Origin of the sequence: Pseudomonas sp. LP_7_YM (assembly GCF_004364435.1) — a bacterium.
GTDB lineage: Bacteria > Pseudomonadota > Gammaproteobacteria > Pseudomonadales > Pseudomonadaceae > Aquipseudomonas.
Map to the genome: position 1 here is coordinate 39,574 of NZ_SOCT01000018.1, position 14,436 is coordinate 54,009.

Genomic DNA, 14,436 nt, shown 5'->3' on the forward strand with positions numbered 1-14,436 from the left:
ACTAGCTCCACTGTTGTCTTGCGACGCTATTGTCTTGCAAGAAAAGCAAAATGGCAGGACATGAGTCCCGCCAGATTTAGGGGTACAAGAGTCTAAAGAGGATCTTGCCCCCAGTCAAGGCAAAGCCCCGACCTCATCTCCGCCCATTCGCTGTGAAAAACGTGCGAATGGGAAAAGATGAGTATCAGGGCCCTACGCTCAATTACTGCTTGAGTTCAACGCTTCGGTCAGCGCGGCTTCGACTTCGCTCGCACTTACACGCAACGGCTTGTCTGCTTCACGACGACGCTTGCGCTCGCTGTGATAAGCCAGACCTGTACCCGCGGGAATCAGACGACCCACGACCACGTTCTCTTTCAGGCCGCGCAAATAATCGCGCTTGCCGGTGACAGCCGCCTCGGTCAGCACACGAGTGGTTTCCTGGAAGGAAGCCGCCGAGATGAACGATTCGGTGGACAACGACGCCTTGGTGATACCGAGCAGCACACGAGTGAATTTCGAAATGAACTTCTCGTCTTGCGCCAGACGCTCGTTTTCAACCAGCACATGTGTCAACTCCATCTGGTCGCCCTTGATGAAGCTTGAGTCACCAGACTCACTGATCTCAACTTTACGCAGCATCTGACGAAGAATCGTTTCGATGTGCTTGTCGTTGATCTTAACGCCCTGCAAACGGTAAACGTCTTGAATCTCGTTGACGATGTATTTCGCCAGAGCGCTGACACCCAACAAACGCAGAATATCGTGCGGATCACTAGGACCGTCGGAGATAACCTCGCCACGGTTGACTTGCTCACCCTCGAAGACGTTCAGGTGACGCCATTTCGGAATCAGCTCTTCATACGGATCACTACCATCGTTCGGTGTAATCACCAGACGACGCTTGCCTTTGGTCTCTTTACCGAAAGCAATCGTACCGCTGACTTCTGCCAGGATCGACGCTTCTTTCGGACGACGCGCTTCGAACAAGTCGGCAACGCGCGGCAGACCACCAGTGATGTCACGGGTCTTGGACGTTTCTTGCGGGATACGGGCGATAACATCACCCACGCCCACTTGAACACCATCCGCCACACCAACCAGGGCGTTTGCCGGGAGGAAGTACTGTGCAGGTACGTCGGTACCCGGCAGCAGCAGATCCTTACCATCGGCCCCAACCATCTTGACTGCAGGACGAATATCTTTACCTGCTGCAGGACGGTCTTTGGCGTCCAGTACTTCGATGTTGGTCAGACCTGTGAGTTCGTCGGTCTGACGCTTGATCGTAATACCTTCTTCCATGCCCACGTAGGTCACGGTACCTTTCATTTCGGTAACGATTGGGTGAGTGTGCGGATCCCACTTGGCTACGATAGAGCCAGCGTCGACCTTGTCGCCTTCCTTCACCGAAATCACTGCACCGTATGGCAGTTTATAACGCTCACGCTCACGACCGAATTCGTCTGCAATTGCCAGCTCACCGGAGCGCGAAACCGCAACCAGATTGCCGTCAAGACGCTCAACGTGTTTCAGGTTGTGCAGACGGACGATGCCGCCGTTCTTGACCTGAACGCTGTCGGCTGCAGATGTACGACTTGCCGCACCACCGATGTGGAACGTACGCATGGTCAGCTGTGTACCCGGTTCACCGATCGACTGAGCCGCGATAACCCCGACAGCTTCACCGATATTCACCTGGTGACCACGAGCCAGATCGCGACCATAGCACTTGGCGCAGATCCCGTAGCGCGTCTCACAGCTGATTGGCGAACGAACGATCACTTCGTCGATGCTGTTCAACTCGATGAACTCGACCCACTTCTCGTCAACCAGGGCGCCGGCAGGAACGATAACGTCTTCGGTACCTGGCTTGAACACGTCACGCGCGATCACACGACCCAAGACACGCTCGCCTAGCGGCTCGACAACGTCGCCGCCTTCGATGTGCGGCGTCATCAACAGGCCTTGCTCGGTGCCGCAATCGACCTCGGTAACCACGAGATCTTGAGCGACGTCTACCAGACGACGAGTCAGGTAACCGGAGTTAGCGGTTTTCAACGCAGTATCCGCAAGACCCTTACGAGCACCGTGAGTCGAGATGAAGTACTGCAGTACGCTTAGACCTTCACGGAAATTCGCGGTGATCGGCGTCTCAATGATTGAGCCGTCCGGCTTGGCCATCAGACCACGCATACCTGCCAGCTGACGAATCTGGGCTGCGGAGCCCCGCGCACCCGAGTCGGCCATCATGTACATCGAGTTGAATGACTCTTGGTCCACGGTATCGCCGTGACGGTCTACAACCTTCTCTTTCGAAAGGTTGGACATCATGGCCTTGGACACTTCGTCGTTCGCCTTTGACCAGAGGTCGATTACCTTGTTGTACTTCTCGCCCTGGGTTACCAGGCCAGATGCATACTGGCTCTCGATCTCTTTAACTTCTTCGGTCGCTGCATCGATGATGCGAGCTTTTTCATCCGGGATAACGAAGTCGTTAACACCGATGGAAACACCCGAAATCGTGGAGTAGGCAAAACCGGTGTACATCAACTGGTCAGCGAAGATAACGGTCTCTTTCAGGCCAACCACGCGATAGCACTGGTTGATCAGCTTGGAGATCGCCTTTTTCTTCATCGGCTGGTTGACGACATCGTACGACAGACCTTTTGGCACCACTTGATACAGCAGCGCACGGCCGACAGTGGTGTCGACGATACGAGTGCCGCTTACGCTTCCGCCATCACGGTCATTGACGGTTTCATCGATTCGTACTTTGACCTTGGCGTGCAGCGCAGCTTCGCCGGCGCGGAACACGCGGTCGACTTCTTGCAGATCCGCGAAGATACGGCCTTCGCCTTTGGCGTTGATGGCTTCACGGGTCATGTAGTACAGACCCAAAACAACGTCCTGCGACGGAACGATGATGGGCTCACCGTTGGCTGGCGACAGAATGTTGTTGGTGGACATCATCAGTGCGCGCGCTTCGAGCTGAGCTTCCAGCGTCAGCGGCACGTGAACGGCCATCTGGTCACCGTCGAAGTCGGCGTTGTAGGCCGCACAAACCAGCGGGTGCAGCTGGATTGCCTTGCCTTCGATCAACACCGGCTCAAACGCCTGGATACCCAGACGGTGAAGGGTCGGTGCACGGTTGAGCAACACTGGGTGTTCGCGAATCACTTCAGCGAGCACGTCCCAGACCTCTGGCAGCTCGCGCTCGACCATCTTCTTGGCGGCTTTGATGGTGGTCGCAAGACCGCGCATTTCCAGCTTGCCGAAGATGAACGGCTTGAACAGCTCGAGAGCCATTTTCTTCGGCAGGCCGCACTGGTGCAGGCGCAGGGTCGGACCTACGGTAATTACCGAACGACCCGAGTAGTCAACACGCTTACCGAGCAAGTTCTGACGGAAGCGACCTTGCTTACCCTTGATCATGTCAGCCAGGGATTTCAGAGGACGCTTGTTCGAACCGGTGATTGCACGACCGCGACGTCCGTTGTCGAGCAGCGCATCTACAGCTTCCTGCAGCATGCGTTTTTCGTTACGCACGATGATGTCCGGAGCGGACAGATCCAGCAGGCGCTTCAAACGGTTGTTACGGTTGATCACTCGACGATACAGATCGTTGAGGTCGGAAGTCGCGAAACGACCACCATCCAGAGGAACCAGTGGACGCAGATCTGGCGGCAGAACCGGCAGAACGGTCAACACCATCCACTCAGGCAGGTTACCCGAGCCCTGAAAAGCTTCCATCAACTTCAGACGCTTGGACAACTTCTTGATCTTGGTTTCGGAGTTGGTTTGCGGAATCTCTTCACGCAGACGGCCAATTTCGTGCTCCAGATCAATAGCGTGCAGCAGCTCGCGGACAGCCTCGGCACCCATGCGGGCATCGAAGTCGTCCCCGAACTCTTCGAGCGCTTCGAAGTACTGCTCGTCGTTCAGGAGCTGGCCTTTCTCAAGAGTGGTCATGCCTGGATCGATAACAACGTAGCTCTCAAAGTAGAGCACACGCTCGATATCGCGCAGAGTCATGTCCATCAACAGGCCGATACGAGACGGCAGCGATTTCAGGAACCAGATGTGGGCAACCGGAGATGCCAGTTCAATGTGAGCCATACGCTCACGACGGACCTTGGCCAGTGCAACTTCAACGCCGCACTTCTCGCAGATAACACCACGATGCTTCAAGCGCTTGTATTTACCGCACAGGCACTCGTAATCCTTGACCGGGCCAAAGATCTTGGCGCAGAACAGGCCGTCACGCTCAGGTTTGAACGTACGGTAGTTGATGGTTTCCGGCTTTTTAACTTCACCGAACGACCACGAACGGATCATTTCAGGCGAAGCCAATCCGATACGGATGGCGTCGAACTCTTCGACTTGACCCTGGTTTTTCAGCAAATTCAGTAGGTCTTTCAAGGCCTTTCCTCCTGGCGGAGCAGAGGGCAGTCATACCGACCCACCCTCGATTCGCGTCACGTGTTATTCGGTTTCCAGATCGATATCGATACCGAGCGAACGGATTTCTTTGATCAACACGTTGAAAGACTCGGGCATGCCCGGCTCCATACGGTGATCGCCGTCCACGATGTTTTTGTACATCTTGGTACGACCGTTCACGTCGTCCGACTTCACTGTGAGCATTTCTTGCAGAGTGTATGCCGCGCCGTATGCTTCCAGCGCCCAGACCTCCATCTCCCCGAAGCGCTGACCACCGAACTGAGCCTTACCACCCAGAGGCTGCTGGGTAACCAAGCTGTAAGATCCAGTGGAACGCGCATGCATCTTGTCGTCCACCAAGTGGTTCAGCTTCAGCATGTACATGTAGCCAACAGTTACCGGACGCTCAAATTTGTTGCCCGTACGACCGTCGAAGAGTTGCATCTGGCCACTATCTGGCATGTCCGCCAGTCGCAGCATTGCCTTGATTTCGCTTTCCTTGGCACCGTCGAATACCGGAGTTGCCATTGGAACGCCGCCACGCAGGTTCTTCGCCAGATCCAGAACTTCCTGATCAGTCAAATCGTCCAGACTTTCCTGGCGACCGCCGATTTCGTTGTAGATTTCGTTCAGGAACTTGCGCAACTCAACGACTTTACGCTGCTCTTCGAGCATACGGTTGATCTTCTCGCCCAAACCCTTAGCCGCGAGGCCCAGGTGAGTTTCGAGGATCTGACCGACGTTCATACGCGAAGGTACACCCAACGGGTTGAGGACGATATCCACAGGTGTGCCATTGGCATCGTGCGGCATGTCTTCCACCGGCATGATCACGGAGACCACACCTTTGTTACCGTGGCGACCGGCCATTTTGTCGCCCGGCTGAATGCGACGACGAATGGCAAGATAGACCTTAACAATTTTCAGCACACCTGGAGCCAGGTCATCGCCCTGCTGCAGCTTGCGCTTCTTGTCTTCGAACTTGTCGTCCAGCAGACGGCGACGATCCACGATATAAGCCTGGGCTTTTTCGAGTTGCTCGTTCAGCGCGTCTTCAACCATGCGCAGTTTGAACCACTGACCATGCTCAAGTCCGTCAAGGACTTCGTCGGTGATTTCCTGGCCTTTCTTCAGGCCGGCACCGCCTTCTACGGAACGGCCGATAAGCGCAGAGCGCAGACGCTCGAAGGTCGCACCTTCGACGATGCGGAACTCTTCGTTCAGATCCTTGCGGATCTCGTCCAACTGGCTCTTCTCGATGGACAGTGCACGTGCATCACGCTCAACACCGTCACGAGTGAAGACCTGAACGTCGATGACAGTACCCTTGGTGCCAGTAGGTACACGCAGGGAAGTATCTTTAACGTCGCTGGCCTTCTCACCGAAGATCGCACGCAGCAGTTTTTCTTCCGGGGTAAGTTGTGTCTCGCCTTTTGGAGTGACTTTACCTACCAGAATGTCGCCAGCGCCTACTTCAGCCCCCACATAAACAATACCGGCTTCGTCCAGTTTGTTCAGCGCTGCTTCACCCACGTTCGGGATGTCAGCAGTGATTTCTTCTGGGCCCAGCTTGGTATCACGAGCCACACAGGTCAGTTCCTGAATGTGAATCGTGGTAAAGCGGTCTTCTTGAACGACACGCTCGGACAGGCAGATGGAGTCTTCGAAGTTGAAGCCGTTCCACGCCATGAATGCGATACGCATATTCTGACCAAGAGCCAGCTCCCCCATGTCGGTGGACGGACCGTCAGCCATGATGTCGCTACGCTGTACGCGATCACCTTTGCTTACCAGCGGACGCTGGTTGATGCAGGTGTTCTGATTGGAGCGTGTGTACTTGGTCAGGTTGTAGATGTCGACACCGGCTTCGCCCGTCTCAACTTCGTCATCGGCGACACGAACAACGATACGACTGGCGTCAACCGAGTCGATCACGCCGCCGCGGCGAGCAACGACACAAACGCCCGAGTCGCGCGCAACGTTGCGCTCCATACCGGTACCGACCAGCGGCTTGTCAGCACGCAGGGTAGGTACAGCCTGACGCTGCATGTTCGAACCCATCAACGCACGGTTGGCGTCGTCGTGCTCGAGGAACGGAATCAGCGACGCAGCGACCGATACAACCTGTTTCGGCGATACGTCCATCAAGGTGACGTCTGCGGGCGCCTTGACGGTGAATTCGTTCAGGTGACGAACAGCTACCAGCTCGTCGATCAGCATTTTCTTGTCGTTCATCGTGGCCGAAGCCTGAGCGATCACATGATCGGCCTCTTCGATGGCGGACAGGAATACGATCTCATCGGTGACCAAGGCGTCTTTCACCACACGATACGGGCTCTCGAGGAAACCGTATTGGTTGGTGCGAGCGTAGGCCGCCAGCGAGTTGATCAGACCGATGTTCGGACCTTCCGGCGTTTCGATCGGGCAAACACGGCCGTAGTGCGTCGGGTGTACGTCACGAACTTCAAAACCCGCGCGCTCACGGGTCAGACCACCAGGGCCGAGTGCGGAAACACGGCGCTTGTGGGTGATCTCGGACAGCGGGTTGTTCTGGTCCATGAACTGCGACAGCTGGCTGGAGCCGAAGAATTCTTTGACCGCAGCAGCGACCGGCTTGGCATTGATCAGGTCCTGAGGCATCAGACCTTCGCTTTCCGCCATAGAAAGACGCTCTTTGACCGCACGCTCAACACGTACCAGACCGACCCGGAACTGGTTCTCGGCCATCTCGCCTACGCAGCGCACACGACGGTTACCCAGGTGGTCGATGTCATCGACGATGCCTTTGCCGTTACGGATATCGACCAGTGTCTTCAAGACAGCAACGATATCTTCCTTGCACAGAACACCCGAACCTTCGATTTCGGTCCGACCGATACGACGGTTGAACTTCATGCGGCCAACAGCGGACAGATCGTAGCGCTCAGGACTGAAGAACAGGTTGTTGAACAGGGTCTCGGCAGCATCCTTGGTAGGCGGCTCGCCAGGACGCATCATACGATAGATTTCGACCAGCGCTTCCAGCTGGTTGCCGGTCGAATCGATCTTCAAAGTGTCAGAGATGAAAGGACCACAGTCGATATCGTTTGTGTACAACGTCTCGATACGAACAACCTGAGCCTTGGCAATTTTTGCCAGTATTTCAGTGTTCAGCTCGGTATTGCATTCGGCAATGATCTCGCCGGTTGCCGGGTGCACGATAGCTTTGGCGGTCGTACGGCCCAGAACGTAATCCAGCGGTACTTCCAGCGTCTTGATACCTGCTTTTTCAAGCTGGTTGATGTGGCGAGCTGTGATGCGACGGCCTTGCTCGACGATCACCTTGCCTTTGTCATCCAGGATATCCAGAACGGCAATTTCACCGCGCAGGCGCTGAGGCACCAGTTCCAGGCTCAGGAGTTCGCCCTGCACATGGAAGACGTTGGTGGTGTAGAACGCATCCAGCACTTCTTCGGTGGTGTAGCCAAGAGCACGGAGCAGAACCGATGCAGGAAGCTTGCGGCGACGGTCGATACGGACGAATACACAGTCCTTTGGATCGAACTCGAAGTCCAGCCACGAACCACGGTAAGGAATGATGCGAGCGGAGTACAGCAGCTTGCCAGAGCTGTGCGTTTTACCGCGGTCGTGGTCGAAGAACACGCCCGGGGAACGGTGCAGCTGGGAAACGATAACGCGCTCGGTACCGTTGATAACGAAGGTACCGTTCTCAGTCATCAGGGGAATTTCACCCATGTAGACTTCTTGCTCTTTGATGTCCTTGATCGCTTTGTTCGACGATTCTTTGTCGAAAATGATCAGGCGCACTTTTACCCGCAAAGGTACGGCGTACGTCACACCGCGCAGCACGCATTCCTTGACATCAAACGCCGGTTCGCCCAGACGATAACCGACGTACTCCAGCGCAGCATTGCCGGAGTAGCTGATGATCGGGAAAACGGATTTGAAGGCCGCATGCAGGCCCACGTCGCGGAACTGATCTTTAGTCGCTCCCGCTTGCAAGAATTCACGATACGAATCCAGCTGGATGGCCAGGAGGTAAGGCACATCCATGACGTCCGGCAACTTGCTAAAGTCCTTGCGGATACGTTTTTTCTCAGTATATGAGTAAGCCATCAGCGTTCCCCAGCTTGGTCACCTGCTTGTTTGGCCTCCCCCGACGGGAGCGGCCAGAAAATCTTGCAAACCCCATGGTTTGCGCCACCATTCGCGGTGGTTGAAGCACGTTATTGGCACCGACCGGATCGGTTACTAATAACGGAAAAAGGCCGGTGGCAGAAGCCACCAGCCATCAGCCTTCACTTAACGCTTGGGCTGGAGACGCAAGGTCGATACTTACTTCAGCTCGACTTTAGCGCCTGCTTCTTCCAGAGTAGCTTTGGCTTTGTCAGCAGCGTCTTTTGCTACTGCTTCCAGAACCAGGGCTGGAGCGCCGTCAACGACTGCCTTGGCTTCCTTCAGGCCAAGACCAGTCAGTTCACGAACAGCCTTAATGACGTTAACTTTCTTCTCGCCAGCTTCCAGCAGCATAACGTTGAATTCAGTTTGTTCTTCAACAACGGCAGCTGCAGCAGCTGGACCTGCCGACGCAGCAGCAGCGCTAACACCGAATTTTTCTTCGAAAGCTTTGATCAGCTCAACAACCTGCAGAACGGACATTTCAGCTACGGCGTTGAGGATATCGTCTTGAGAGATAGACATGACTCTAATTCCTGAATTGTGTGAGGGCCTATGCGGCCTTCGAAATAAACAAAAATACGCGAAAAGAGTGTGCGGCCTTTAGGCTGCAACAGCTTCTTTCTGTTCGCGAACTGCCGCCAGTGTACGAGCCAATTTGCTGGTAGCGCCTTGAATCACGCTCATCAGCTGGGAAATTGCTTCGTTACGGGTCGGCAAGGTTGCCAGTACGTCGATCTGATTAGCTGCGAGGAACTTGCCCTCGAACGCAGCTGCCTTGATCTCGAACTTGTCCTGACCCTTAGCGAACTCTTTGAACAGACGGGCAGCAGCGCCCGGGTGCTCGTTAGAGAAAGCGATCAAGGTCGGGCCGGTGAACGCGTCGTTGAGAACACTGTATTCAGTGTCAGCAACAGCACGTTTGAGCAGGGTGTTACGTACAACACGTACGTAAACACCAGCTTCACGAGCCTCTTTACGGAGTCCGGTCATCGCGCCTACCGTCACACCGCGGGCATCAGCCACGACAGCGGACAGAGCGACTTTGGCAGCCTCGTTGACTTCAGCGACGATGGCCTTCTTGTCTTCGAGTTTAATTGCCACGGGTTTAACTCCTGCTTGTTACCGTTTCATCTGGCCAGAGCCGGATGTCGTTTTGGTGTCTGATTCGGTAAGGAACCGGGAGCACCATCTGCGTAGGCTTGTTTTTTAAGACTTGCGCCGCCTACGGTCTTGGATAGCCCCCGCCAGGCAGGGACCCCAATTTTTTGCAAGGTACGGTTACCCGCACACAGGCGGTCTTACGCGTCCAGCGAACCTTGGTCAATGACCAGGCCCGGGCCCATGGTAGTGCTCAGGGTAACGCGCTTGACGTAAATACCTTTCGAAGAAGCTGGCTTGATGCGTTTCAGATCAGCGATCAGGGCTTCAACGTTTTCACGCAGCTTGTCGGCATCGAAGCCAACCTTGCCAACGGAAGTGTGAATGATGCCGTTTTTGTCGGTGCGATAACGAACCTGACCGGCCTTGGCGTTTTTAACTGCGCCAGCTACGTCTGGAGTTACCGTGCCTACTTTCGGGTTAGGCATCAGGCCACGAGGACCGAGGATCTGACCCAGTTGACCTACAACACGCATTGCATCAGGGGAAGCAATAACGACGTCATAGTTCAGATCGCCGCCTTTCATTTCGGCAGCCAGATCGTCCATACCAACGCGATCAGCGCCAGCAGCCAGTGCAGCTTCTGCAGCTGGCCCCTGGGTGAAGACAGCGACGCGTACAGTCTTGCCAGTGCCGTGTGGCAACACAGTTGCGCTACGAACGACCTGGTCGGATTTACGCGGATCAACACCGAGGTTTACAGCGACGTCCACGGACTCACTGAATTTTACGGTCGACAACTCTGTCAGCAGGGTTGCAGCTTCGTTGAAGCTATAAGACTTGCCTGCTTCAATTTTAGAAGCGATTGCCTTTTGGCGCTTGGTCAGCTTAGCCATTACACACCCTCCACGTTAAGGCCCATGCTACGAGCAGAGCCGGCGATGGTACGCACGGCTGCTTCCATGTCAGCAGCAGTCAGATCCGCATTTTTGGTCTTCGCGATCTCTTCCAGCTGAGCACGGGTAACAGTGCCAACTTTGACGGTGTTCGGACGAGCCGAGCCGCTGGTCAAGCCAGCTGCTTTTTTCAGCAGAACCGAAGCAGGAGTACTTTTGGTTTCAAAAGTGAAGCTACGGTCGCTGTAAACAGTGATGATCACCGGAGTCGGCAAACCTGGTTCAAGACCCTGAGTACGGGCGTTGAAGGCCTTGCAGAATTCCATGATGTTTACGCCATGCTGACCCAGAGCCGGGCCAACCGGTGGACTAGGGTTAGCTTGAGCAGCTTTCACTTGAAGCTTGATGTAAGCGGTAATCTTCTTGGCCATGAGGCACTCCAATTACGGGTTCAAACGCCTCGAAAGGCTCCCCGGTTACTTGCGCGTTTATCCCAGTGACGAAAAAACCCCACAGCCCAGGGCTGCGGGGTATGGGATTTCCAGTTCAGTTATGCCTTTTCGACCTGACTGAACTCTAGCTCCACCGGAGTGGAACGTCCGAAAATGAGCACAGCCACTTGGATCCGGCTCTTTTCGTAGTTAACTTCTTCAACCGTACCGTTGAAATCCGCGAAAGGACCATCGGTAACACGAACCACTTCACCTGGTTCGAATAAGGTTTTGGGCTTGGGCTTATCGCTACCGTCCGCAACGCGACGAAGGATAGCCTCAGCTTCTTTATCGGTAATAGGAGCCGGCTTATCCGCCGTCCCGCCGATGAAACCCATAACACGAGGGGTATCCTTGACCAAGTGCCAAGTACCCTCATTCATGTCCATTTGAACAAGCACATAACCAGGGAAGAATTTACGCTCGCTTTTGCGCTTCTGGCCGTTACGCATTTCTACCACTTCTTCGGTAGGAACCAGAATTTCGCCGAAACCATCTTCCATGCCTGCCAGCTTTACACGCTCGACAAGAGAGCGCATCACATGCTTCTCATAGCCCGAGTAGGCATGCACTACGTACCAACGCTTAGCCACGGGACACCCTTAGCCGACGATCAAGGAAACAAGCCAACCGAGCAGGGAATCGAGCCCCCACAACAGCAACGCCATAACAAGAACCACAGCTACCACAATGAGGGTAGTCTGCGTGGTTTCTTGACGAGTAGGCCATACGACTTTACGAATCTCAGCGCGAGCATCTTTGGCCAACACGAAAAATGCCTTGCCCTTGCCAGTCTGCAGCCCTACATAAGCTGCGACAGCTGCAATTACGAGCAAAGCGAGCACGCGATACAGGATTGGCTGCGCCGAGTAGTATTGATTTCCGACAACACCCACAGCGATCAGAAGCACTACTACAAGCCACTTTACGAGATCAAAACGGGAGTCTGGGGCTTCAGCCTTTGGATTCATCTACTAAAATCCTGTGAAAAGAAAGCCAGACACGTTAAGCGAATCTGGCAGGTCAGGAGGGAATCGAACCCCCAACCTACGGTTTTGGAGACCGTCGCTCTGCCAATTGAGCTACTGACCTAAAAGCAAAATCAGGCCGACTATTATACGGACCTGACAGAAAGATTTCAACAGCTATTCGACCAGACCGCTCAGCGACCTACCGAACCACTGCAGGAGCCAAACTTTCCCAGGCCTCACGCCGAAACACCGGGAGAATCATGACACCTAAAACAAAGGCAGATACTTTCATATCTGCCTTAGTAATGGAGCTCTTGAGCGGATTTGAACCGCTGACCTCACCCTTACCAAGGGTGTGCTCTACCAACTGAGCTACAAGAGCCAAACACATTGCACAACCAGCAAAACTTGGAGCGGGTAGCGGGAATCGAACCCGCATCATCAGCTTGGAAGGCTGAGGTTCTACCACTAAACTATACCCGCAGAGCTTTGCTACTTACGCTCAAAATATGGTGGAGGGGGAAGGATTCGAACCTTCGAAGTCGTAGACGTCAGATTTACAGTCTGATCCCTTTGGCCGCTCGGGAACCCCTCCTAAGCGAGGCAGCATTTTATCTTATGCCACCCTTCTGTCAACCTTTTTCTCAATAAAAACTTGAGGTTACAACCGTTGACTCGTGCTTCGCATGCGTCCCAACTCTGTCTTGCACTCCGAAGCGGGCGCCATTCTATGCAAACTATTCGGCGGTTGCAATGCCTGCGCACGAGATTATTTCGTTTTTCAACAGTGGGAAGTCTTGTTTAAGCGCCTTTAGCAACAACTCATCTAAAAGACGACTGCTGCCCGGGGCGATCTTTAACCAATAGCCTGCTATGGAGTCGCCCATGAGCTTACTAAATCGGGTTTGGATATCCAGACTCGTCAGGCGCTGCTGTATTGCTCTGACCTCACTTTCAGGCATGTCTCCTCCCAGGTAGAGGCACTGGGTAGAATTTAGCCTTGAGCGGACTTCGGATAGATCAACTCCATCCTCGTTCAACAGGCGAATGTCCTGTTGCGCCCCCTTGTAAAGTGATAGTGGCGATGCTTCTTTGGGTGTTAAAGGCATCTCTTGCTGGTGCCATACGTAATAAAATGCATTCAACATCGCCAAAAGCAAAAATATCCAGCGCATGATGTACCTCCCCTGCAAGCCCCAGCACGACGGCCTTCATGGCGTCCACGGAGAGCACCCTATAAGCTAGAGTGCTCCCGCAACCTTAAACTGAGCTCTCCACCACTAAACACCTTTACCTGCTCGCCGACTCTCAGACGCAATGCGCCAACAGCATCGATCCCCACAACGATCCCCTCGATGGCATTCGAGGCCGTTAACAACATCACTGGCCGGTTTTGCCATAGATGATTGGCCTCCCATTCCGCCTGGAAAGCGCCAAAACCTTTCTCGCGATGGGCGGCCAGGTAATGGTGCAAATGAATACCCAAACGCGCTGCAAGGCGATTGCGATCAAAATTTATGCCTGATTCCAACGCCATGGACGTCCACGCTTGATCGACCTCTTCAGCCGTCCGCATGTTGACATTGATCCCGATGCCTATCACGACATGGCACACATCCGCCGGGTCCCCCGTGATTTCAAGAAGCACGCCAGCCAACTTGCGCTGACCAACGAGAATATCGTTGGGCCACTTCAGTCCTGCGCCGCTCACACCGGCCTCATGAAGTGTTCTTAGAACAGCCAATCCCACAAGGAGGCTTAGTCCTTCCAATTGACGCATCCCACCGTCGATGCGTAACGCAACGCTGTAGTAGAGATTCTCTGCAAATGGGCTAACCCACTTGCGCCCTCGGCGACCGCGACCTGCTGTTTGCTGCTCAGCGAGGATTAGAAGAGGCATTGAGCTGCCCAGGGCAACCAAGCGCATAGCTTCAGCATTTGTGGAGTCGATCGTATCGTAGACATGGATCGACCAGTCGACATCGCTTTGACCATTTTGTAGCCATTGCTGGTCCAGCAAGAGCAGCGGGCTAGGGAGGCGGTAGCCGCGACCACGGACCTTGTGAATCTCAACTCCCGTTTCCGCCTCCATCTGCTGTAGCTTTTTCCAGACAGCACTGCGACTTATTCCCAAGTCAACACCCAGATCCTCGCCTGAATGGAATTCTCCATCGCTTAGAAGCTTTAACAACGTCCGCATCGGTTACACGCCCTCAATGAGGACGCATAATAGCCATGCGGCCCGCCGGTGCATAGAAGCCCTTCCCTGAAACGTACCTCAATGGCTTTTTCCGCGCGCAAAAACAAAACCCCACCTGCTTGCGCAGACGGGGTTCTGAAATTCAATCTTGACGATGACCTACTCTCACATGGGGAAACCCC

General features: G+C 54.4%; 10 protein-coding genes and 4 tRNA genes. All 14 read right to left on the minus strand.

The annotated features are described in order from the left end of the window. Nucleotides 1–198: 198 nt before the first annotated feature. A complete protein-coding gene (gene rpoC, locus EC915_RS23550) occupies nt 199–4,398 on the minus strand; it encodes a DNA-directed RNA polymerase subunit beta' (protein WP_133752891.1) in 4,200 nt (1,399 codons plus the stop codon). A gap of 63 nt (nt 4,399–4,461) precedes the next feature. Then, on the minus strand, nt 4,462–8,535 hold the full coding sequence (rpoB, locus tag EC915_RS23555; protein ID WP_133752892.1) for a DNA-directed RNA polymerase subunit beta: 4,074 nt from the start codon (nt 8,533–8,535) through the stop codon (nt 4,462–4,464). A gap of 219 nt (nt 8,536–8,754) precedes the next feature. Beyond that, nucleotides 8,755–9,120, minus strand: coding sequence for a 50S ribosomal protein L7/L12 (gene rplL, locus EC915_RS23560; RefSeq protein WP_133752893.1), 366 nt, complete (start codon nt 9,118–9,120; stop codon nt 8,755–8,757). A gap of 78 nt (nt 9,121–9,198) precedes the next feature. Continuing rightward, on the minus strand, nt 9,199–9,699 hold the full coding sequence (gene rplJ / locus EC915_RS23565) for a 50S ribosomal protein L10 (protein WP_133752894.1): 501 nt from the start codon (nt 9,697–9,699) through the stop codon (nt 9,199–9,201). A 197-nt stretch (nt 9,700–9,896) separates the two neighbouring features. Next, nucleotides 9,897–10,592, minus strand: a complete 696-nt coding sequence (rplA, locus tag EC915_RS23570) for a 50S ribosomal protein L1 (RefSeq protein ID WP_133752895.1) — start codon at nt 10,590–10,592, stop codon at nt 9,897–9,899. Beyond that, entirely contained in the window at nt 10,592–11,023 is a 432-nt protein-coding gene (gene rplK, locus EC915_RS23575; RefSeq protein WP_007933726.1) for a 50S ribosomal protein L11, read from the minus strand. Before rplK ends, rplA begins: the two co-directional genes overlap by 1 nt. A gap of 119 nt (nt 11,024–11,142) precedes the next feature. Continuing rightward, nucleotides 11,143–11,676, minus strand: coding sequence for a transcription termination/antitermination protein NusG (gene nusG, locus EC915_RS23580; protein WP_003317113.1), 534 nt, complete (start codon nt 11,674–11,676; stop codon nt 11,143–11,145). A gap of 9 nt (nt 11,677–11,685) precedes the next feature. Beyond that, nucleotides 11,686–12,054, minus strand: a complete 369-nt coding sequence (gene secE / locus EC915_RS23585) for a preprotein translocase subunit SecE (RefSeq protein WP_133752896.1) — start codon at nt 12,052–12,054, stop codon at nt 11,686–11,688. Between the two features lie 45 nt (nt 12,055–12,099). Further along, a tRNA-Trp gene (locus tag EC915_RS23590) sits at nt 12,100–12,175 on the minus strand. Between the two features lie 185 nt (nt 12,176–12,360). Next, a tRNA-Thr gene (locus EC915_RS23595) sits at nt 12,361–12,436 on the minus strand. Between the two features lie 27 nt (nt 12,437–12,463). Next, nucleotides 12,464–12,537 (minus strand) — tRNA-Gly (locus EC915_RS23600). A gap of 27 nt (nt 12,538–12,564) precedes the next feature. Beyond that, nucleotides 12,565–12,649 (minus strand) — tRNA-Tyr (locus tag EC915_RS23605). A 142-nt stretch (nt 12,650–12,791) separates the two neighbouring features. Continuing rightward, nucleotides 12,792–13,229 (minus strand): hypothetical protein, encoded by a 438-nt coding sequence (locus tag EC915_RS23610; protein WP_133752897.1) that lies wholly within the window; start codon nt 13,227–13,229, stop codon nt 12,792–12,794. Nucleotides 13,230–13,288: 59 nt separating this feature from the next. Continuing rightward, nucleotides 13,289–14,254, minus strand: a complete 966-nt coding sequence (birA, locus tag EC915_RS23615) for a bifunctional biotin--[acetyl-CoA-carboxylase] ligase/biotin operon repressor BirA (protein ID WP_133752898.1) — start codon at nt 14,252–14,254, stop codon at nt 13,289–13,291. Between the last annotated feature and the right edge of the window lie 182 nt (nt 14,255–14,436).

Excerpts from the sequence above, each read along its gene's own strand:
- rplK (WP_007933726.1), bottom strand. The coding sequence starts at position 11,023 with ATGGCCAAGAAGATTACCGCTTACATCAAGCTTCAAGTGAAAGCTGCT.
- rplA (WP_133752895.1), bottom strand. The coding sequence starts at position 10,592 with ATGGCTAAGCTGACCAAGCGCCAAAAGGCAATCGCTTCTAAAATTGAA.
- secE (WP_133752896.1), bottom strand. The coding sequence starts at position 12,054 with ATGAATCCAAAGGCTGAAGCCCCAGACTCCCGTTTTGATCTCGTAAAG.
- rpoB (WP_133752892.1), bottom strand. The coding sequence starts at position 8,535 with ATGGCTTACTCATATACTGAGAAAAAACGTATCCGCAAGGACTTTAGC.
- rplL (WP_133752893.1), bottom strand. The coding sequence starts at position 9,120 with ATGTCTATCTCTCAAGACGATATCCTCAACGCCGTAGCTGAAATGTCC.
- EC915_RS23610 (WP_133752897.1), bottom strand. The coding sequence starts at position 13,229 with ATGCGCTGGATATTTTTGCTTTTGGCGATGTTGAATGCATTTTATTAC.
- birA (WP_133752898.1), bottom strand. The coding sequence starts at position 14,254 with ATGCGGACGTTGTTAAAGCTTCTAAGCGATGGAGAATTCCATTCAGGC.